This is a genomic window from Paenibacillus vandeheii (assembly GCF_030433635.1).
Lineage (GTDB): Bacteria > Bacillota > Bacilli > Paenibacillales > Paenibacillaceae > Paenibacillus > Paenibacillus vandeheii.
Map to the genome: position 1 here is coordinate 47,199 of NZ_JAROCD010000018.1, position 21,820 is coordinate 69,018.

General features: G+C 47.1%; 17 protein-coding genes. All 17 read left to right on the top strand.

All coding sequences use genetic code 11. The features are described 5' to 3' along the window. Positions 1-39 precede the first annotated feature (39 nt). The 17 genes from P5G61_RS27915 (at position 40) to P5G61_RS27995 (ending at position 21,820) form a co-directional block, all read left to right on the top strand. Positions 40-1,071 carry a TFIIB-type zinc ribbon-containing protein gene (locus P5G61_RS27915; RefSeq protein ID WP_301249508.1) on the top strand — a complete coding sequence of 344 codons (1,032 nt, stop codon included), beginning with the start codon at positions 40-42 and terminating at the stop codon, positions 1,069-1,071. 23 nt (positions 1,072-1,094) lie between these two features. Continuing rightward, positions 1,095-1,871 carry a TPM domain-containing protein gene (locus P5G61_RS27920; RefSeq protein WP_301249564.1) on the top strand — a complete coding sequence of 259 codons (777 nt, stop codon included), beginning with the start codon at positions 1,095-1,097 and terminating at the stop codon, positions 1,869-1,871. Positions 1,872-1,941: 70 nt separating this feature from the next. Further along, a complete protein-coding gene (locus P5G61_RS27925; protein WP_024629472.1) occupies positions 1,942-2,973 on the top strand; it encodes an SPFH domain-containing protein in 1,032 nt (343 codons plus the stop codon). A gap of 216 nt (positions 2,974-3,189) precedes the next feature. Next, entirely contained in the window at positions 3,190-3,417 is a 228-nt protein-coding gene (locus tag P5G61_RS27930) for a DUF896 domain-containing protein (RefSeq protein ID WP_301249565.1), read from the top strand. Positions 3,418-3,547: 130 nt separating this feature from the next. Beyond that, a complete protein-coding gene (locus P5G61_RS27935) occupies positions 3,548-4,510 on the top strand; it encodes a ring-cleaving dioxygenase (RefSeq protein ID WP_301249509.1) in 963 nt (320 codons plus the stop codon). A gap of 112 nt (positions 4,511-4,622) precedes the next feature. After that, positions 4,623-5,711 carry a low temperature requirement protein A gene (locus tag P5G61_RS27940; protein WP_301249510.1) on the top strand — a complete coding sequence of 363 codons (1,089 nt, stop codon included), beginning with the start codon at positions 4,623-4,625 and terminating at the stop codon, positions 5,709-5,711. A 464-nt stretch (positions 5,712-6,175) separates the two neighbouring features. Beyond that, complete coding sequence (locus tag P5G61_RS27945; RefSeq protein WP_301249512.1) at positions 6,176-8,962, top strand: glycoside hydrolase family 3 C-terminal domain-containing protein; 2,787 nt, start codon at positions 6,176-6,178, stop codon at positions 8,960-8,962. A gap of 101 nt (positions 8,963-9,063) precedes the next feature. Next, on the top strand, positions 9,064-9,252 hold the full coding sequence (locus P5G61_RS27950) for a hypothetical protein (protein WP_024629467.1): 189 nt from the start codon (positions 9,064-9,066) through the stop codon (positions 9,250-9,252). A 184-nt stretch (positions 9,253-9,436) separates the two neighbouring features. After that, the gene (locus P5G61_RS27955; RefSeq protein ID WP_301249513.1) at positions 9,437-9,607 is read left to right on the top strand and encodes a hypothetical protein; all 171 of its coding nucleotides are present in this window, start codon (positions 9,437-9,439) and stop codon (positions 9,605-9,607) included. Between the two features lie 171 nt (positions 9,608-9,778). Continuing rightward, positions 9,779-11,176, top strand: a complete 1,398-nt coding sequence (locus tag P5G61_RS27960) for an alpha-L-fucosidase (protein ID WP_301249566.1) — start codon at positions 9,779-9,781, stop codon at positions 11,174-11,176. A gap of 169 nt (positions 11,177-11,345) precedes the next feature. Next, a complete protein-coding gene (locus tag P5G61_RS27965) occupies positions 11,346-12,212 on the top strand; it encodes a sugar phosphate isomerase/epimerase family protein (protein ID WP_301249514.1) in 867 nt (288 codons plus the stop codon). Positions 12,213-12,506: 294 nt separating this feature from the next. Further along, complete coding sequence (locus P5G61_RS27970) at positions 12,507-13,565, top strand: Gfo/Idh/MocA family protein (protein ID WP_053782989.1); 1,059 nt, start codon at positions 12,507-12,509, stop codon at positions 13,563-13,565. 460 nt (positions 13,566-14,025) lie between these two features. Next, positions 14,026-15,438: an alpha-L-fucosidase gene (locus P5G61_RS27975; RefSeq protein ID WP_301249516.1), complete on the top strand. Its 1,413-nt coding sequence runs from the start codon at positions 14,026-14,028 to the stop codon at positions 15,436-15,438. A gap of 313 nt (positions 15,439-15,751) precedes the next feature. After that, complete coding sequence (locus P5G61_RS27980; protein WP_301249517.1) at positions 15,752-16,732, top strand: ABC transporter permease; 981 nt, start codon at positions 15,752-15,754, stop codon at positions 16,730-16,732. Between the two features lie 15 nt (positions 16,733-16,747). Next, complete coding sequence (locus P5G61_RS27985) at positions 16,748-17,656, top strand: carbohydrate ABC transporter permease (RefSeq protein ID WP_256338076.1); 909 nt, start codon at positions 16,748-16,750, stop codon at positions 17,654-17,656. 128 nt (positions 17,657-17,784) lie between these two features. Beyond that, positions 17,785-19,422, top strand: coding sequence for a type 2 periplasmic-binding domain-containing protein (locus P5G61_RS27990; RefSeq protein WP_301249519.1), 1,638 nt, complete (start codon positions 17,785-17,787; stop codon positions 19,420-19,422). Positions 19,423-19,597: 175 nt separating this feature from the next. Next, on the top strand, positions 19,598-21,820 hold the full coding sequence (locus P5G61_RS27995; protein ID WP_301249520.1) for a helix-turn-helix domain-containing protein: 2,223 nt from the start codon (positions 19,598-19,600) through the stop codon (positions 21,818-21,820).

Below are 21,820 nucleotides of genomic sequence, written 5' to 3' on the forward strand. Positions count from 1 at the left end.
TATAGTGTCATACATTTCGTTAAACATTGAGGTGAGCAAATGCCGGTAATCGAATACAAGTGTCCCAACTGCGGCAGTGGAATGCTTTTTGATAGTGCAACTGGAGCATTATCCTGCCCCAGCTGCGGACGACAGGATAATATCGAACAGCTCCCCGATCCGCTGAAGAAACAAGTGTTCACGGAGAATGAGGTCAAGGAGTATCACTGTAACAGCTGCGGCGCGGATATTGTGACTGAGCCGGAGACAAGTGCAACGACATGCAGCTTCTGTGGAGCTGCCGTTGTTCTGAGTGATCGACTGACGGGAGATCTGGCACCGGCCATGGTCATTCCCTTTTCAATCAGTAAGGATGAGGCCAAGCAGGCGTTCAAAAAGTGGTGCAGAAACGGCTTGCTGACACCTAGCGGATTCATGACGGCTGACCGGGTCAAGAGCATTACCGGGATATACGTGCCTTTCTGGTTATATGAGTTACATAACAAAATCGAAGTTCATGGCCGTGGCACAAAAATCAGGACTTACACGCAGGGTGACTACCATTACACGGAAACGCAGCATTTCGATATTTACCGGAGAATCCGGCTTAATTATGTGAATCTGCCCATTGATGCTTCGGAAAAAATGAAAGATGAACTGATGGATAAGCTGGAACCTTTTCCGTATAACCAGTTAAAGCTTTTCAAAACCCCGTATCTCGCCGGGTATATTGCGGAAAAATATAGTTATACCGATGAGGAACTATACCCGCGTGCCAAGGAAAAAACGAGCTCTTATATCGATTCTTATATTGCTTCAACGGTTTCAGGCTATAACAGTGTCAGCTACACGGACAAACAGATTGATACCACGTTAAAAAATGCAGACTATGTGCTGCTCCCGGTATGGATGGTTTACTATGACTACAACCGTTCGCAGTATACTTTCGCCATGAATGGTCAGACAGGTAAAGTGGTGGGAAAACCGCCCATTAGTAAAGCTAAAGTTGCCGGATGGTTCGCAGGAATTTCAGCCGTTTCTTTGTTGTCATTGAAACTGGTCTCCTGGATGATGGGAGGTGGATTCCTGTGAGCAAAAGAAAACATCTGGCATGGATGGCGACGCTCATTTTATTAGTGATTACTCTCGTTTCTCCATTGATTCCAATGTCAGTGGCATCGGCAGCCGACAGCAAAAACCTGATATACGATGAAGCTAATCTGTTGAATGAGCAGGAGAAAAGTGAACTGAATGCACTGGCGAATGAGTATGGAGCCGAAAGGCAGACGGACTTTGTTATTCTGACAACGAATAATACGGAGAATCAGGATGTACAGCTGCTTACCGAGGATTTCTATGATGAGCATGCTCTTGGTTACGATAAAGCACACGGGAACGCGGTCATTCTGACGATGGACATGAATAATCGGGAAGTATATTTAGCAGGATTCTATAAAGCCGAAGATTATTTGGACAATGGTCGGCTGCAATCAATACGAAGCAAGATTACCCCAGAATTATCGAATGGGGATTACAAGCTCGCTTTTGAGAAGTATATTAAACTTTCCTACGAATATATGGGGTATGAACCCGGTGTGAATCCGAACAATATTTTATTTAACGGCTGGTTTCAATTAGGAGTATCTGTAGTGATTGGAGGCGTTGTTGTTGGGATTATGACTTACCGTTCTGGCGGACGTGTGACAGTGAACCGAGCGACCTACGAGGATTCAAGTACTTCAAGCGTAATCGATCGTCAGGATCGGTATATTCGTACTACCGTAACCAAACGCAAAATTGAGAAGAACAACAATAATGGTGGCGGAGGCGGCGGAGGCGGAGGTACTAGCCGAGGCGGTCATTCGCACAGTGGTAGTAGAGGATCTTTCTAGCGGAAAAACAACAATTTAGATTATATCACGATGCTGCAAAATGCTTACTATAGAAGGGATGGGAACAAGTATGGGATTTTTCAAAAATCAATTTTCGAATGTGGTGGAATGGGAAGAGTTCAGAGATGATATGATTTTCTGGAAGTGGAGTAACCGTGAGATCAAGAAAGGAAGTAAACTGATTATCCGTTCGGGTCAGGATGCGATCTTCCTGAATAACGGTAAGGTGGAAGGGATTTTCGAGGACGAAGGATCGTTTAATATCGATTCCGAAATTATTCCGTTCCTGTCTACTTTAAAAGGATTCAAGTTCGGATTTAACAGTGGCATGCGAGTCGAAGTGCTGTTTGTAAATACGAAGGAGTTTACGGTTCGGTGGGGTACGCAAAGTCCGGTATTGATTCCGACTCCTCAACTTCCAGGCGGGATGCCGATTCGTGCGAATGGTACGTTTAATTTTAAAGTGAGCGACTATGTCACACTGATCGATAAAATCGCGGGTATTAAGCAAAGTTATCTGGTCGAGGATGTCAAAATTCGAATTACGTCTGTGTTGGATCAGCTGTTGATGAAGTGGATTAGTCGTGAGGGCAAGGACATGTTCAACCTACAGGCGAATGCTTCAGATATTGCGAAAGGCATTCAGGAAGATCTGGATATGCAAATGATGGATATCGGGATCGGAATCACAGGCTTCCAAGTGATGAGCTTCAATTATCCGCAGGAAATCCAGGATATGATTACGAAGACGGCTTCACATGAAATGATCGGTAATTTGCAAAAGTATCAGCAGGTTAGCATGACTGACGGCATCTCATCCGGTAAAGTTAAGGGCGGCGGCGCTGCTTCGGATATGGCGGGCATGATGATGGGCATGAACATGGCGAATGAAATGATGAAGAACATGAATCAGAATCAAAACAATAATGCTAACCCATCTCAGAATCAGAATTCGGATCAAAAGTCTACGGCAAATCAAAACAGCGATGCAGGTGCACCATCTTCGTCCGGGGATAACAAAAAGCCGAACTTCTGTCCGAACTGTGGCGCAAAGAATGAAGGGGCCAATTTCTGTCCAAACTGTGGTCAGAAGTTGGGTTAATACATCTGAATATAAGAAGGGCTTACTCAAAGGTGCAAGGTGCATACTGCGGAGTAGGCCCTTTTTTCCATTCTATTTTAAATGGGATAAAACGGTTGACAATTCATCGCAAATCATTTATCTTTAAATTAAGATATTTAATTTGAATATAAAATACATCTATGACTAACCGATTACAAATATCTTAAATTCACTTTAGGAGGAGAGATCCAGATGATGATCCCAACATTGACCAGAATTAATGAACTTTCAAGAAAAGCCAAAGGTGCAGGATTAACGGAGATGGAGAAAGTGGAACAAACTCGTCTGCGTCAGGAATATCTGCAAACCTTTCGTGGTTCGATCAATGATATTCTGCTGAATGCAACCATCTATGATCCGAACGGCGACGACGTTACTCCGGATAAACTGAAACAGAAACAGGCCCAACAAAGTAATAACTAACTCAGTTCGATCTAATATCTTAATTTAAAGATAATATAAAAGACCATAAATATAAATAAAGCGCCTATAAGATTATCATCAAATAACCATTCCCATTCAAAATGTTCGTTAAACCAAGGAGGAAATGATAATGACAATTCAAACAGCAGGTATTCACCATATTACAGCTTTCGCGGGCGATCCGCAGACTAATGTCGACTTTTATGCTGGAGTTCTGGGACTTCGTCTTGTGAAAAAAACGATCAACTTCGATGCACCAGACGTGTACCATCTGTACTTTGGGGATGAGAACGGCAGTCCGGGCACCATCATTACATTCTTTCCATCAGCGGGATCACCGCGAGGTAAAATTGGTGGCGGCCAGGTTGGTATTACCTCATATGTGATTCCGCCTGGGACTATTGGCTTCTGGCAGGATCGGCTGGAGCAGTATAACATTGAGGTAACCAAAACAAATCGTTTTAACGAAGAGCTGCTGCAATTCGAAGACAGCGAAGGCTTGCGTCTTGAGCTTGTTGAACGTGAGGAGGGTGCAGCCAGCACCTGGGTGCATGAAGGCATTCCAGCGGATAAAGCCATCAAAGGATTTGGAGGTGCAGTACTGTTCAGCGTCAATCCGCAGAGAACGATGGATGCGCTGGCTAAAATACTGGGATTCACCAAAGTGAATGAGGACGAGGAATATGTACGTTTCCGGTCCAACGGTGATATCGGTAATGTCGTTGATGTTCCTGTCACTCGGATGCCTCTGGGTATGGGTGGAGCAGGTACGGTCCATCATATTGCGTGGCGTGCCAAAGATTTTGCAGAGCATGAACAGTGGAGAGAAGCTGTGCAACAGTATGGCTATCAACCAACCCCGGTTCGGGACCGTCAATATTTTAACGCAATCTATTTCAGAGAAGCAGGCGGAATCCTGTTCGAAATTGCTACCGATCCTCCTGGATTCGCGAAAGATGAGCCTGCGGAGTCGCTTGGACAGAAACTCATGCTGCCCGAATGGTTTGAGCCATACCGTGCTCAAATCGAAGGCAACTTGCAGCCCATCCAAGTAAGAAACCTGGAACCTGTGGCATCTGTAGTGAAGCGTTGATCCCATTGAGCATTAAGTAGTCCTGACTGTGAAGTAACCTGTGTAAATCAATTGATCGAGTTGTAGAGAATTAATCACTTTGATATAAGTTCAACTAAAGGAGCATTGAAGGATGATGGAGAAAAAGGTTACCTGGCTGGAGCTGTTCTATGATTTGCTCTTTGTAGCAGCGGTCTCCAAAGCAGGTCATGTCCTGCTGCATGCCGAACACGGCGTTATTCCGTTTGAATATCTGATGAAATTCGTATTGATTTTCATTCCTGTCTGGTGGGCATGGGTCGGTCAGACTCTATTTATTAACCGTTACGGTCAGGATATCTTCATCCATCGCGTATTTCTCATCCTTCAGCTCCTTTCCGTTCTGGTGATGACGGCGAGCCTTTCGGTTGATTTTGATCAATATTATCTCCCCTTCTTTGCGGGTTATATTGGTTCGAGGGCACTGACAGCCATTCAATATTTGTTGATTCATAATTCCAAAAGCGAACATCAGCAAAAGGCTGCCCGTTATTTGGGCTTATGCTTCATCATCGGCATATTGATCTCAACAGGTTCCCTGTTCTTCGATTCATGGCTGCGATATGCGATTTTGTACGTGGGAATTGCTGTGGATATCATCCTTCCACTGATTGGACGCAAAAATCTGGTGAAGGTGCCGATACACACCCATCATCTATTGGAACGTTTCGCTCTGTTTACACTCATCCTGCTCGGTGAATCGGTCGTCAGTATCATTGCCGTGCTGCAAATGGATCACTGGGATGTACAATCTGTTTTGTTCGCCGCGTTTACATCCATATTCGTGATTGCGATGTGGTGGCAGTATTTTGATAACGTTGAGAAGAAAGTCAGTAAGGAGATTCAGACCGCCGGGCAAGCCATTATCTACGGCCATCTGTTCATTTATATATCCATGAGCATGATTGCCGCTTCCATTCAACTTTTATATCTGAACGAACTTCATTATGGTTTCATGTTGGCCTTTGTGTTTGGCTCCGTTCTGTTGTATTTTACGTCCACTTCCCTGGTGTTCCACCGATACAGACATGCTCATCTGCGGCTCCGTCCGCGTCACTTGGTGCTTATGCTGGGAATCATGGCCGCGTTTATCGTTGTAGATCTGGTCTATCGGGTACCTAACTATGCAATTGTGGGAGAGAACATGGTGTTCTTCCTTGTCTATGCCAAATTAACGACCTGATGCGCGGGCCGAGCCAGAAAGAAAAGTCACGAACGGTTACGTTCGTGGCTTTTTAAGTTGGATAATTACAAAATCAGGCCTACTGTGAGAAAAAACGTTTAACCTGATTTATTTTCTACTGTAGAATCTGTTAATATGAATCTAGATACAAGTGAATCTACCAGATTAACGATATCTTTATTTTTATAAAATGAACCAAAGAAGAGTTACACGATAACGGAGAGGACGGAAATAACCTGAAGAAGCGAAGCTAAAAGCTTTCTGAAAGAAAGCTACATCGGAAGCATACGCTTCACCTTTATCACCGGATTTCAACCTTTAAAAAAAGGTATTAAGGAAATCTGGGGGTAACAGTGATCGGAAGGTTGTTCTGTCATCGGAGTGGCCCAAGTGTGAGTTTCATAAATTCATTTTATATACATAGCGATTCGTGGAGATGGAGATGACAAACAGGAGGGAAATCATTGAGCACACATCAAATCGGAGTTCCATTGGAAGGGTTTGCAGAGTTTAGCCGCACGGTTGCTGCGGAAGGCGCAGTGCTTTTGAAAAACGAAGGACAAGCTCTTCCGATTCAAAAAGACGAAAACGTTTCAGTATTTGGACGGATTCAAGTCAACTATTATCGCAGTGGAACAGGCTCGGGCGGCAGCGTTCATGTGGCGTATACAACCAATTTGCTCGACGGTCTGCGTAGCAAAAAAGGTCTTACGGTCAATGAAGAATTGGCAGCTGTCTATGAAAAATGGATTGAGGAAAACCCGTTCGATGATGGTGGAAAAGTATGGGCGGCAGAGCCTTGGAATCAGCAGGAAATGCCTTTGACCGATGAATTGGTATCCCAAGCCAGAAGTAAATCTAGCAAAGCAATTGTGGTCATTGGACGTACAGCAGGCGAAGATCAGGATAACGTGGATGCACCAGGCAGCTATCGGTTGACGGAAGATGAGAAAGCGATGCTGAAGCAGGTTACGAATCATTTTGAACAAACGATTGTGGTACTAAATGTCTCGAACATCATGGACATGAGCTGGTTGAATGATGAAAGTTACGTTCATCCGATCCAAAGTGTCATTTACTCGTGGCATGGCGGTATGGAGGGTGGTAATGCGATAGCTGATGTACTGGCAGGGGACGTTACACCAAGCGGCAAATTAACGGATACGATTGCGTATTCCATTGAAGATTATCCTTCCACAAGCAATTACGGTAATGAGTTCAAGAACCTGTATCAGGAAGATATCTACGTAGGCTACCGTTATTTCGAAACGTTTCGACCTGAAAAAGTACAATTTGAATTCGGATATGGCTTGTCCTATACCACGTTCACAACCAAGGCTGAAGACGCAAAATGGATCTCCCAAGATGGAGAAAACAGCATTAAGGTGAATGTAACCGTAACCAATACGGGCACAACCTATGCCGGTAAAGAAGTGGTGCAGATCTATTATGAAGCCCCACAAGGTCAATTGGGGAAACCTGCGAAAGCCTTGGTAGCATTCGGAAAAACCAATCTGCTTCAGCCGGGTGAGTCTCAGCGCCTGACTGTGAGCTTCCCTGTAGATTCCATGGCTTCCTATGATGATGCTGGCGTAACAGGATATGCATCGGCATATGTACTTGAGGCAGGAACATATCGTTTGTACGTGGGAACCAGTGTCAAAAATGTGGAACACATCAGCATTGATGGCCAAGATGGTTACGTCGTAGAAACGATTCAACTCGTAGAACAGCTTCAGGAGGCCATGGCACCGACTGAAAGCTTTACGAGAATGAAGCCGGGTGCTCGCAAAGTAGATGGATCTTACGAGCTGATCTTTGCAGATGTACCAACGCGCCAGATATCCATGGCTGAACGGATTGAACAAAGCCTGCCGCAAACGCTGGAGCAAACCGGCAATCAGGGCTACAAGCTGAGAGATGTGAAGGATGGCAAAGTCAGCCTGGAAGCTTTTATTGCCCAACTGAGTGATCAGGATCTGGCAGCCATCGTGCGAGGCGAAGGTATGAGCAGCCCACTCGTTACATCGGGCACAGCTTCCGCATTTGGCGGCGTGAGTGACAGTCTGTTTAATTACGGAATCCCTGTTGCATGTACTGCAGATGGCCCATCCGGTATTCGTATGGATAGCGGGGAGAAGGCTACACAGGTTTCTATTGGAACTTTGCTGGCAGCAACATGGAATGCAGAACTCGTTGAAGAGCTGTATGTGATGGAAGGCCAGGAATTGCTGAGAAATCAGGTGGATGCACTGCTCGGGCCTGGATTGAATATTCGCCGGAGTCCGATGAATGGACGTAACTTTGAATATTTTTCAGAAGATCCGCTAATTTCTGGTGTATTTGCTGCTGCTTGCACGAAAGGAATCATGAAGGGTGGCTCTAATGCTACGCTGAAACATTTCGCCTGCAACAATCAGGAGAAACATCGCAGTAAAGTGGATGCAGTAGTATCCGAACGTGCCTTGCGTGAGATCTATCTGAAAGGGTTCGAAATTGCCGTGAAAGAAGGCGGTGCGAATTCGATCATGACTTCCTACAATCCGATTAATGGACATTGGGCGGCCTCCAACTACGATCTGAACACGACCATTCTTCGTGGAGAGTGGGGCTTCCGAGGTATCGTGATGACTGACTGGTGGGCTATTATGAACGACGGTGTTGATGGTGGACCAGCAGATCGGAAAAACACCAATTGGATGGTTCGCGCTCAAAACGATCTGTACATGGTTGTACCTAACTATGGTGCGGAAATTAACGGCTGGGATGACAACACGATCGAATCTCTGGAAAATGGGACATTGACACGCGGAGAGCTTCAGCGCTCAGCCATGAATATTTGTGAATTTATCATGAATGCGCCTGTCTTCTCCAGAAAACATGAGATTGTAGAGAATGTCGCTTCATTCCAAGCGAATGCATCACTTTCCACAGAACAGGCACAAGTGCTGGCTGACAATGCACAGGTCAAACCAGCTGTGGGCGAGCCTGTCTACATGAAAGTGGATGAAGCAGGTCAATACCGGATTATTGTACAGATCATGTCTCCTGAGCCGGAACTGGCTCAAAGCGCATGTAATGTCATTCTCAATGATCAATTGATGACGACCATTCAAACCAATGGTACCGAAGGTAAATGGATCAGACAGAAACTTGTCAAAGTGGAGTTGGAAGCAGGGGCGTACGAATTGAAGCTGGACTTCACCAAACCGGGTCTGCAGATCGACTGGATCGAATTCAAACAAGTGTAACGCAGGATCGTCTGATCTGTTGTAACTGAACATGACGACTGTTATGATTGTGTTATGAGATCCGGAATTTCTGAACAATCTGGTCAGGAGTGTTGCGAAGGATGAGAAGATATAATTTTTGGAGCCCCATTCTACTGATTGCGGTTGCGCTAATTGTCAGAGGCCTGGTTACCAACCTGGGCGTTCTGTTCGGCATGTCGCATGATGCAGCAAGTAATATCGCAATTGTTGCCATGTTGATTGCTGCACTGATTATGTTTAACCGAATGACAAAGGCAAAGCGAAAATGAACATATAATATTCGATATGGATCAAGAGAGAGGCACCCTTAGGGTGTCTTTTTTGTGTATTGACGTTTCATTCATAACGTCTTAGACTGTTTATGAATAAAACAATAACATTATTATGATAACAAAAATAACAAGTGACCCACTCCAATGGCTCACCCATCATTTTCCGAAAGGAGACCCATTCATGAAGATTATGGCGGCATGGTTTGCAGGCAAGCATGAAAAGGCAATGGATGTGGCGAGCAGGGTGTTGGGACGGCGGCAAGGGTCGTGGACCGTTCCGCTGAGATGGGCAGAGTATTCGTGGAATAGGGATCGAATTGCATTTAGGAAGCTGACTTTCAACGAGAGATGAACATATTAAGGACCGCTGGAGATGCTTTGCTCTGCCGGTCCTTTATGGCATTTGTCGGAGAGCGGGCAGAGAACCGGCATGAGAGGAGAAAAAAATCCAGTGAATACCACCGATTGGGTGAAGGCGGCAGCGCAGGTCGTGCCATCAGAACACCAGCTGAGATGGCAGGAGATGGAGTTCTATGCATTTATTCATTTTACTGTGAATACGTTTACAGATCAGGAGTGGGGAACGGGGAATGAAGATCCCGCTATCTTTAACCCTTCTCATCTGAGTGCCCGGCAATGGGTTCAGGCGTGCAAGTCCGCCGGTATGACAGGATTAATTTTCACATGCAAGCACCACGATGGGTTTTGTTTATGGCCAAGCCAATATACGGATCATACGGTAGCCGCCAGCCCTTGGCGAAATGGTGCGGGTGATCTGGTGAAAGAGGTTGCCGATGCCTGCCGGGAAGATGGGTTGAAGTTCGGCATCTATCTGTCTCCCTGGGATCGTCACGAAGCATCCTACGGAGATTCGGAGCGATACAACGAGTTTTTCAAAAATCAGTTGCGTGAGCTGTTAACCCAATATGGTGAAATTTTCTGCGTGTGGTTCGATGGCGCATGCGGAGAGGGGCCGAATGGGAAAAGGCAGGTCTACGATTGGGATTCCTATTATGCACTGATTCGGGAGCTGCAGCCAGAGGCTGTAATCTCGGTATGTGGGCCGGATGTTCGCTGGTGCGGTAATGAGGCAGGTCATACCCGGGCTTCGGAATGGAGCGTTGTACCTGCCTACTTGCAGGATAACGAGAAGATTCAGGAGCAATCCCAGCAGGTGGATGATGGCGAGTTTGCCAGCAGAATTAATACACAGGATGCAGATTTGGGGAGTCGGAATGTGGTTCGGCAGCATGATGGCAAGCTCATCTGGTATCCAGCAGAAGTGAATACGTCCATCCGTCCGGGTTGGTTCTATCATGCAAGCGAGGACAATCAGGTCAAATCGCTGGAGGAACTGCTTGGCATCTATCATGGAGCGGTTGGCGGTAACGCCAATTTTCTACTTAATCTTCCGCCAGATCGACGCGGCCTTATTCACGAACAGGATGCTGAGCGGCTGCAACAGCTCGGAGACACTTTACGAGGCACTTATGGGCAAAGTCTGGCTGTAGGCGCGCAAATGCGGGCATCGGAGACGATGGATGAAGAACATGCGGCTTCTCAGGTATTGTGTGAGGAACCGGATACGTTCTGGTGTCCACCTGAAGGGACAGAGCAGGCTTGGCTGGAAGTGGAACTGCCGGAAGAAAGATTGTTTAACCGTGTCGTTCTCATGGAACATAACCGTTCGGGCCAGCGAATTGAGCGTTTTACACTGGAGGCAAAGGGAGAGCGTGGTGATTGGCAGGCGCTTTATTCCGGCACGGTTGTTGGTCACAAACGAATCTGTCATTTCGATTCCTTCACCGCCAAAACCATTCGTCTGACCATTCATGAATCCAGATGGTACCCAACGTTGTCCTCACTGGGTGTATATCTGAACAAACAGGAGGTTGGGCTCAAAGGCAGTTCTGACATATGAAGAATTCCCCTTTTTCTAAGATGCCAAGCCGTAACATTTGTAGATTAGCCGATCTTGGATTCATCCCATGGAAAATAGAGTAGCAAACGATTATTGGGAATTGTATGATCTTATGGAAAAAGGTATAGGTAAGGTAGAGCCACACACCAGCAGGAGAGGATGAGAAGATATGAAAGTAGGACTCAGCACATACAGTCTGCAACAAGCACTCGATGCCAAAGAACTGACTGTCCCCGACGCCATCCGTTACATCGCTGATCAGGGCGGAGAACATGTGGAGATTGTCCCGATCGGGTACAGCCTGATCGACCAGCCGGAATTAATTGACCAGATTCGAGAGACTGCACGAGAAGTAGGAATCGATATTTCCAATTACGCAATAGGTGCCAATTTCGTTGCAGGAGAGGGGCCGGATGCACTTGAAAATGAGATCGCTGCTGTCCTGAAGCATGTGGATGTCGCTGCCGCACTTGGCGTTACGAGAATGCGCCATGATGTTGCATTTCGTCCTGCACAGGAAGGAACGGTCGCCCAGTTTGAGGCGGACCTGCCTGTTCTGGTAAAGGCCTGTCAGCGAATTGCCGACTACGCAGCGAGTCACGGTATTACGACAAGTGTGGAGAACCATGGTTATTATGTGCAATCCAGCGAGAGAGTCCAACGGCTGGTGCATGAGACGGCGCGAGAGAACTTTAAGACAACGCTGGATATCGGCAACTTCCTGTGTGTGGATGAAGACCCGGTTAGCGCTGTGAAAAACAACATTCCTTATGCATCCATGGTGCACGCCAAAGATTTTTATCGGAGACCCTCATACCGTAATCCCGGAGAGGGTTGGTTCCAGACGGCACACGGCAATTACCTGCGCGGAGCGATTGTGGGCCACGGGGACATCGACATGCCGGAAGTATTCCGTGTGTTGAAGCAATCCGGTTATGACGGATACATCTCTGTTGAATTTGAAGGCATGGAAAATTGCAAAACAGCATCCCGCATCGCGATGGATAACGTCCGCCGCTTCTGGGAGGAAGCATAAGCAGCGACTGCACTACTATATAAGTGGAATATAAACTTTGCTGAATCATGAGATTAGTTTTCTATAAGTCGAATAGTAGTGGAAGGGACGAAATCGATTCTGAAGAAGCGAAGCGTGCGCCTTTATCACCGAATTTCCACCTTTTAAAGGGATGATAAGAAATTTGGGGATAAGAGCGATCGGAAGAACGATTCGTAACTGGAACGGCTACTTCGTAGACCGCTATATTACTTTTTAAAAACGTTTATTCAACTGATATGACCATCATTCATTAGATTATGGAGGGAAAAATCCATGTCCAAACTTAAAATTGCCGTTATCGGTGCAGGATCCATTTCCGATTTTCATTTACAAGCGTATGACAGCAATCCCGAAGTTGAAATATACGCCATATGCGACCTGAATGAAGCGCGTGCCCAGGAAGCCGCGAAAAAATATAACGCTACTCATGTATTCACAGACTATAAGGAACTCCTGGCATTGCCTGAAATTCATTCGGTAAGCATCTGTACCTGGAATGATACACATGCCGAGATCAGCATTGCTGCTCTGGATGCGGGTAAAAATGTACTTTGCGAAAAGCCGCTCTGTCAGACGGTAGAAGATGCGCTAGAGGTGGAGAAGGCTGTTCACCGCAGTGGGAAGCTGCTTCAGGTCGGCTTTGTACGCCGTTATAGCGACAATGCGCAGATCCTGAAGAAGTTCATTGATGAAGGCGAGCTGGGAGAGATCTATTATGCCAAGGCATCCTGTCTGCGGCGTCTGGGTAATCCAGGAGGCTGGTTTGCAGATGTTGATCGTTCTGGCGGCGGCCCGTTGATCGATATTGGTGTGCATATTATTGATATCTCCTGGTACCTGATGGGTAAACCGAAGGTCAAAACCGTCTCCGCGAATGTCTCCAATCGATTGGGTAACCGTGCCAATATCCGTAATCTGTCGTTCTACCAGGCGGCGGACTATGATGCGAACAAAAACACTGTAGAGGATATGGCCAACGCGTTGATTCGTTTCGAGAACGGGGCAAGCCTACTGGTGGATGTAAGCTTCACACTGCACGCGAAGCAGGATGAAACTTCGGTCAGACTCTATGGCGATAAAGGTGGGGCTGAACTGGAACCGGAAATTTCACTGATTGGTGAGAAATTCGATACCATTTTGAATATGACACCACAGGTGGATTTCAAATCCCTTGATTTCGCAGGTTCTTTCCGTAACGAAGTCAATCATTTTATCGACAGTACCCAAGGGCGCAAAGAGACGCTTAGTCCCGTTGAGGATGGCGTTGAAATTATGAAAATTCTCTGTGCCATCTACGAGTCGGCACGTGAAGGACGCGAAATTTCACTGTAGACAGGGTGTTGTAATACGAAAGTCGCAACGCCATTCGAAGTAGTATGTCTAACAAGTCTTTACTTGTTGAACTAACCATTGTTCCAAAACGAAGTTCAGAATCTATCTGAAGAATGCACTGCAATCGAAATGATAGGGCTTATATTTCTCTACATGTTGAACTGAGCGTTTAAGCCAAAACGGAGAGTGCAGAACCAATCTGAAGATTGCACTGCAATCGAAATGACTGGGCTTAATACGTCCTTCTTAGTTGAACAAAACATTTACACGATAACGGAGAGGGCAGAACAAATCTGGAGAAGCGGAGCGCTCGCCTTTATCCCCGGATTTCCACCATTTATAAAGTGAAATCAAAGAAATCCGGGGATAACAGCGATCGGAAGATTGTTTTGACCGCGCAGTGACCTGTGTAAAGCTACTTTTTCAACGTGTGATATCCAATCCGAAGGAGATGAACGGGATGAGCGAAACCAAAGATACGGTGCTGGAGCAGGAAGAACAGATCGTCGAAGCCGGGGTTCACAACTTTAGCAAGGAAGATGAATGGGTGAAGCCGGAAGACCCATTGCTGAATGAACGGCTGGAGTGGTTCAAAGATCAGAAGCTGGGGTTGATGATGCACTGGGGTCCTTATTCCCAGCTTGGACTCGTGGAGTCTTGGGCGCTAAGTGACGAAGATGGCGATTGGTCGCGCAATGACATCGACTGGACTGACGACATGGAACATTTCAAGCAGGAATACTTTGATCTCAACAAAACCTTCAATCCGATTCGCTTTCAGCCTGAGGAATGGGCACAGATGGCTGCTGATAACGGGTTCAAATATTTCCTGTTCACGACCAAGCATCATGACGGCTTCTGCATGTGGGATACACATACGACCGATTATCGCATTACGGGCAAGGACACCCCTTTTCACACCCATAAGTATGCGGATATTTGCCGGGCGCTTTTTGACGCTTTTCGTGCCAAGGGACTCGGCATCTCGGCTTATTTCTCCAAAGCAGACTGGCATACGCCGTATTACTGGACACCGGGCATGGAGCGGGGAAGCCATATGTGGCGTGGGCCATCCTATGATCCGAAAGCGTATCCATGGCTCTGGGAAAAGTTCGTGGAGTTCACGCATGAGCAAATTATGGAGCTGCTGACCAACTACGGACGAATCGAATGTCTGTGGCTGGATGCAGGCTGGGTGCGCGAAGGACGCCACGGTCAGGATATCCGTCTGGGCGAGGTGGTGGAGCGGGCACGTCGGACAACCCAGCCGTGGCTGCTGGCAGCAGATCGCACGGTAGGTGGACCATACGAGAATATCGTAACTCCGGAACAAACCATTCCAGAGCACCCAATGAATATTCCTTGGGAGAGCTGTATCACGGTGGGCAATTCCTTTGCGTTTGGATATGATGATCAGTATAAATCAGCAAGACAACTGGCGCATATTTTGCTTGAGGTAGTATCCAAGGGTGGTAACCTGGCACTGAATGTGGGACCGCAACCGGACGGACGTCTCCCGAAAGGCGCAGTCCGAAGCATTAAAGCCCTCGGAGAGTGGATCGGTACGCATGGGGAGGGCATCTATGGCACGCGGATTTGCGGACCATACTTCACAGGAGAGTGGGCCTTCACACGTAAGGAAGATCTGAACGTATCGTATGCCTTCCGTCTGTACAGAAACGAAAACGAGGTAGTAGAATCACAAGTGATCATTCCATATGTAGAAAAGGTGGAGCGAATTGAACTCGTTGGCACAGATGATGTGCTGTCATTCCAACGGACAGAAGATGGACTTGTTGTAGAGCTGCCGCAGGCAGCAGTTACGGAAGCAGCGCCTATCACGCTGACGTTCAGATTGTTCACAAACGAATAAATCTACAACTCCAAGCCCGAGAGACTTTTACAGTCCTTCGGGCTTTTTTTGTTTAGGGATTTTTGCAATATACATATGATAAAGAGCGATTTCCCCTTTTACGACAAGGGTTTTGGGAATAAGGAGAGGTGGGGGAAAATTGCAAATTGATAAAAGAACGCCGCTCAAGGTACTATCAATTCAAGAAAGCGTTACCTGACATTATTCTTCACACGGATGGCGCCAATGCAGAAAAAAGAATCAAACAAAAGGATGTTTAAGGGATGTAAATGTAATGTATTATTACACTTAAGGTGTAGAAGGAGTGACGCGAATGAGTCGAGCTACGGAAAGCATACCTGCACCGGTGGAGCTCCAGCAAGGAAGGAATTACGCAGAACCTAAGCGACAGCATCCATTTATCAGAAGCCTCAAAAAGCATTGGGAGCTCTATCTCCTGGTGCTGCCTCCCGTACTGTATCTGTTGATCTTCAAGTACATTCCGATGGTTGGTGTACAGATTGCCTTCAAAGACTTCAGTGTCGTCAAAGGAATCTGGGGCAGCCCATGGGTTGGGATGAAACATTTTGAAGCCTTTTTTGAATCCCCAAATTTCTGGCTGCTGATCAAAAATACGATTGGCATCAGCTTCTACTCGTTACTCGCCGGGTTTCCCATTCCGATCCTGCTTGCGCTGGCACTGAATGAAATCCGTACGGGTTACTTTAAAAAGACCGTCCAGATGGTCACGTACGCTCCACATTTTATCTCCACAGTTGTCATGGTATCCATTATCATTCTGATGCTGTCACCCCATGTGGGTGTTGTAGACAAGCTATTTACTTTCCTGGGCTTCCCGATGACCAACTTTATGGGTATTCCCGCATACTTCAAATCTATCTATGTCTGGTCGGGCGTGTGGCAGGGCATGGGCTATTCATCGATTATTTATATCGCGGCACTCGCTGGCGTTGATCCATCCCTCTATGAGGCAGCAAAGATGGACGGTGCTTCAAGGCTTCGGAAAATTTGGCATATCGATCTTCCAACGCTCGTACCAGTCACCGTCATCATGCTGATTTTGAGTTTGGGCAGCATTATGGGCGTGGGCTTTGAAAAAATATATCTGATGCAGAATCCGCTCAACACGAGCGCTTCGGAAGTCATCTCCACGTATGTGTACAAGGTCGGTCTGATCGGGGCCAACTTCAGCTTCTCCTCGGCGGTAGGATTGTTCAACTCCGTTATCAACCTGATCCTGCTCGTTATCGTCAACGGCATTTCCCGCAAAGTATCCCAGAACAGCTTGTGGTAAAGGAGGAGCTCATTCATGTTCAACCTGATGAATCGTAATCGGATCAAGGACCCGCTTGGTGACCGCGTCTTCATGACATTCAACTATATCTTTCTGTTCGCCATACTGCTAACGGTGTTTTACCCACTCTTGTATATCATCAGTTCTTCATTCAGCTCCTCCCGTGCCGTTACATCCGGTCAGGTGTGGCTGTTCCCGGTAGACTTTAACATCAAGGCCTATATCTCCATTTTCAAAAGCCAACAGCTCATGCTCGGGTTCTACAATACGATTATCTATACCGTTGTAGGTACGTTTATCAACGTGGCGCTGACCGTCATGCTCGCTTATCCGTTGTCACGAAAGTCATTTTATGGACGGGGGGCCATCATTATTTTCATGATGATCACGATGTTCTTTGACGGCGGTCTGATTCCAACCTATCTCTTGATGAAAGACCTCCATCTGCTGGATACACGCTGGGCGATGTGGCTGCCAGGGGCGCTCGCAGTGTTCCAGGTCATCGTAGCGAGAACCTTCTTCCAGTCTTCCATCCCGGAAGAGCTGGGGGAGGCGGCAGAAATGGACGGATGCCGAGATATCCGGTATTTGATCAGTGTGGTTCTTCCGTTATCAAAGCCGATTCTGGCGGTCATGACCCTGATGTATGCGGTGGGCCACTGGAATGCGTACTTTGATGCCCTAATCTATCTGCGTTCCGAAAAGTTGTTTCCACTGCAATATGTGCTCCGCAATTTGCTGATTCTGAACGCCGCCGACCCGGCGATGCTTGCCAACACGAGCCAGCAGCTGCGGGATCAGGGGTTCGAGCAGGTACTGAAATACGCGCTAATCGTCGTGGCGAGTATTCCGATTCTCATCATGTATCCGTTTGTGCAGAAGCACTTTGTCAAAGGGGTCATGGTGGGCTCGCTCAAAGGATGATTTCTGCAATTTACTCCCGCTAAGCCGTTTGAAAGGAGGTGGGGGAACACTCCGGCTTCCGGGATCGGGTTTAACACGAGTGCGTAAACAGATGGTTATGCCGTTTTCAACAAAAAGGAGGAGTCAGATTGAAAAAATCTTGGATTTCGATGTTGTTTCTGGTCTTTGCTTCGATGGCTTTGTTGTCCGCATGCGGTTCATCCGCGGAGACAGGTACAGGGAGCGACGGTAGCGGCGAGAGCGGTGGCCCAGTCACGATGACCTTCTTTGCCCCACAAGGTAAAGCATCCATGGAAGAAAATGAGTTCACCCAATTTATCGAAGACAAGTTCGATGTAACTCTGAAATGGGATTTGGCTCCGACAGACGCCTTGCAAGATCGCAGACAGTTACTGCTGGCGAGTGGCGATTATCCCGAAGTGTTCCTCCATGGCAAGTTCACCACCTCAGACCTGCAAACCTACGGAAAACAGGGCGTGTTCCTCCCGCTGCAGGATCTGATCAAGGAGTACGGTCCGAATCTCACCAAGATTATGGAGGAGAAGCCGTACTTTAAAGAAGCGATTACTGCACCTGATGGCAACATCTACGCTCTGCCAATTTTCAATGAATGTTATCACTGTACGTATGCTCAGAAATATTGGATTAACACCGAGTGGCTCGACAATCTGAGTCTGAAAATGCCTACTACGACCGATGAACTCTACACGGTACTGAAGGCATTCAAAGAGCAGGACCCGAATGGCAATGGCAAAGCCGATGAGATTCCGCTCACGGGTGCACCGAACAAATATGTATGGAATGGCAATATCGATGCCTATCTCATGAACAGTTTTATCTATAATGACAACGATAAATATCTGATCGTGAAGGATGGGAAGGTTGATTTTGCAGCGAACAAGGAAGAGTGGAAAAAAGGGCTGGAGTACATGCACAAGCTGTACGCAGAGGGCCTGATTGATCCGGCCTCCTTCACGCAGAACGATCAGGCGATCGGGCAGCTGGGTAACAAGGAAGGCGATGAGGTGGTCGGCTCTATAACGACAGCGCTGGTCAGCTATCTCGTGAACACGTATGACAAAGATATCACCCGCCACCAGCACTGGGACATCGTGCCTCCGCTGAAAGGGCCAGATGGCGTGCAAACGACAGGCGCTACACAGAGCGTAGGTGAGTTTGAGTTCGCCATCACCAACAAAGCGACCGAAGCGCAGCAGATTGCTGCCATCAAGATTGTAGATTACATGTTCAGTGAAGAAGGTGCCCTGTACGCAGAGTACGGTCCAACAGAGGGGAAAGGCTGGAAGAAGGCGGATGCAGATGAGAAAAACATCAATGGCGAGCCGGCCCAATACAGCTACTATAACCTGCCTGAGCGTGACCCGAACGTTGTAGTCAACGAGAGTTGGTCACAGATCGGAGCACATGACTTGTCCAATACGTTCCGCAATCTGTTTGCAGAAGGTCAGAACCCGTTGGAAGCCGAGGGTTACGGTACACGCCTGGCACAAGCAACCAACGTATATGAACCTTATGCGCCCAAAGAGGTCTATCCTGCGAACGTATTTATCCGTCCTGAAGATACAGAAACTGCTGCCCAGCTCACGACGGCCGTCAAGGATTACGTGATGACCAATATGGCTCAATTTATTATCGGCAGCAAGAGCATTGATAAGGAATGGGATGCGTACGTGAAAGGTTTTGATGGTCTGGGACTCAGCAATTACCTTGAGATTTACCAGCGTGCGATTGAGAAGAATCAATAAAGGTTGATGGATTCATGAATGAGGCTGTCCCGATGTCACCACAGGAATCGGGGCGGTCTTCTCCTTTTGACAACCCCACTGCATCCGATATAATTTACTGAATATTTATGGAAAATTAGCGACCAGATTGGCGTGGTTGTCATCATGCACATAAACAGTGTGGGGGGCCTCGGAGATGAACAACAGTTGGTTTAGACGTTTGCTGCTATCGTATTTGCCTGTTTTTTTTATCGTAACCACGATCCTGTTTATTATCTTCTTCCAGGTATTTAATGAGCAAAACCGAAGAGAAGCACTCAAGGCCAATGAATTTCTGGCATCACAGGTAACGCAATATCTGGACAATTCACTGCGCTCCATCGACTTCAAGGTGCTGCGTGATATTTTGACCAACCCCAACCTGAAAAACTATTATTCGGTAACCGGAAGCGAGGATGTGTATGCCGGAATTCAAGCGGTCCAGGTTATTGATGAATTGAAAATAGAGTATCCGCTGATTGATTCCATATATCTGGTGAGATACAACGACGATACGGTGTTTAGCAACGGCAAGGCGGTGCCGATTGAGGAATTTCCCGATGCAGCGTTTATTAAAGACAGCCGTGCTGCGGCGACGCAAAAGTGGGTGGGGGCGAGATCTTTTAAGGCATTCCCGACCGAGGAAGGCAAACAGGTCATTACACTCATTCGCGGTGTCGGAAACGGCACGGGTCTTGTAGTTGTTAACGTCAATCTGCCAGCCTTGCAGAAGTCTATCATGCAGATGTATGACCCTGAGTTCACCTTCGTGAATATCTTCAATCGCTCGGGCGGCAATCTGTGGGATGGTGGAGAGCAGGATGGCCCTAGGGCAGCATCTCCCCAAATGGCGTCAGGTGAAGTCTTCTCCGAATTTACATCCAGCTACAGCGGCTGGAAGGTTCAGACCGGACTGAATAATGGCAAGATCGTCAAATTCGCCCTAAAATTTTACGATATCTGGTTTGTTTTTGCCGTTGCCGTTGTCCTGATTGGTGTGGTGTGGGTGGTCTATGTGACACGCAGAAATTACAAGCCTATCCAGCAAATCGTCACACTAATTGAGACGGTGGCTTCACAGAAACAGCCAGGGATAAGTCAACCAAAAGATAACGAGTTTCGTTTTATCCAGACCACGCTGGAGCAAATGATTAATCAAACCAGGCAGTATCAGGAGGAGCATGAAGAGAACCTGATTCTGCAGAAGAAATATTTCTTTCAGGAGCTGCTGGAGGGTACACGAGACTTCACCGGCAATGAGCTGATAGCGGAGAAGAACAGGTTTAAGCTCCCACAGTTGGAGGATCGATGGGCTGTAATTGTTGTGGAGATCGATCAGTATTCGAGGTTTATGGAGGAGTATCACAATCAAGATCAATCCCTCCTGAAATTTGTGTTATCCAGCATTCTGCAGGAGAGTGCAAGGCACGAGGGAACCGAAGTGTGGGCAGAGTGGATATCGGATCAGCGTCTGTATGCCATACTCTGGATTCCTGAAGTGGAGAAAGGTGAGGAGACCGAGCAGAGACTGCTCTTCGGTTATCTGGACAGGGTGGGGCAGTATTTGAACTTCACCGTAACCATCGGTATTGGGAGAGTGGCAGTGGATGTTCGTGGTCTGAGAGCTTCGCTGAAGGAGGCGGTGCATGCCTTGGAATACAAGGCTGTACTCGGCATGAATCGGATCATTCCATGCGGGGAGGTACCGAACTCAACGAATGATGTGTATGAGTTTCTGAAGACGATCTCCTTGCTGGTGCAGGCGATGCGACTGTCGGACGATTTCTGGGAGAAGCATTTTGACCGCTTGTTCGAACAGATCCGTGAATCTATGCTCTCCCGCCAGGAGATTATGAATACGGTCCAGTTGCTGTTCCAGCATTATAATCGGGAGTTCGCGGAACTTCCGCGGGAATATCAGGAGCAATGGGCAGCCGTATTTACACCGCTTCTCCCCAGGTTGGAAGGATGGGAGACGTTAGATGATTTGCGAGTGCTGTGCTGGGAAGGTTTCCGGGAACTGGCGGAGCAGATGCAGACACTTCAATGTTCCAGAAAACACCGATCTCATATTCTTGAAATTCGCAAGTATATTGAACAGAACTACAACAATCCCGAGCTGTCGCTGAACTATCTAAGTGATTTATTCGATATTAATCCGAAATATTTAAGTAAGCTGTTCAAGGATGAAATTGGTGAGAAGTTCGTGGATCTTCTGATTAGTCACCGCATAGAGAAGGCCAAACAACTTATGCTGGAGACCGACAAAGCCATTCAGGAGATCAGTGAGGAAGTCGGATATACGAACTATAATTCCTTCAATCGGGCGTTCAAGAATGTGGTTGGTGTAGCACCAAGCGATTACCGTAAAGCCATGTGA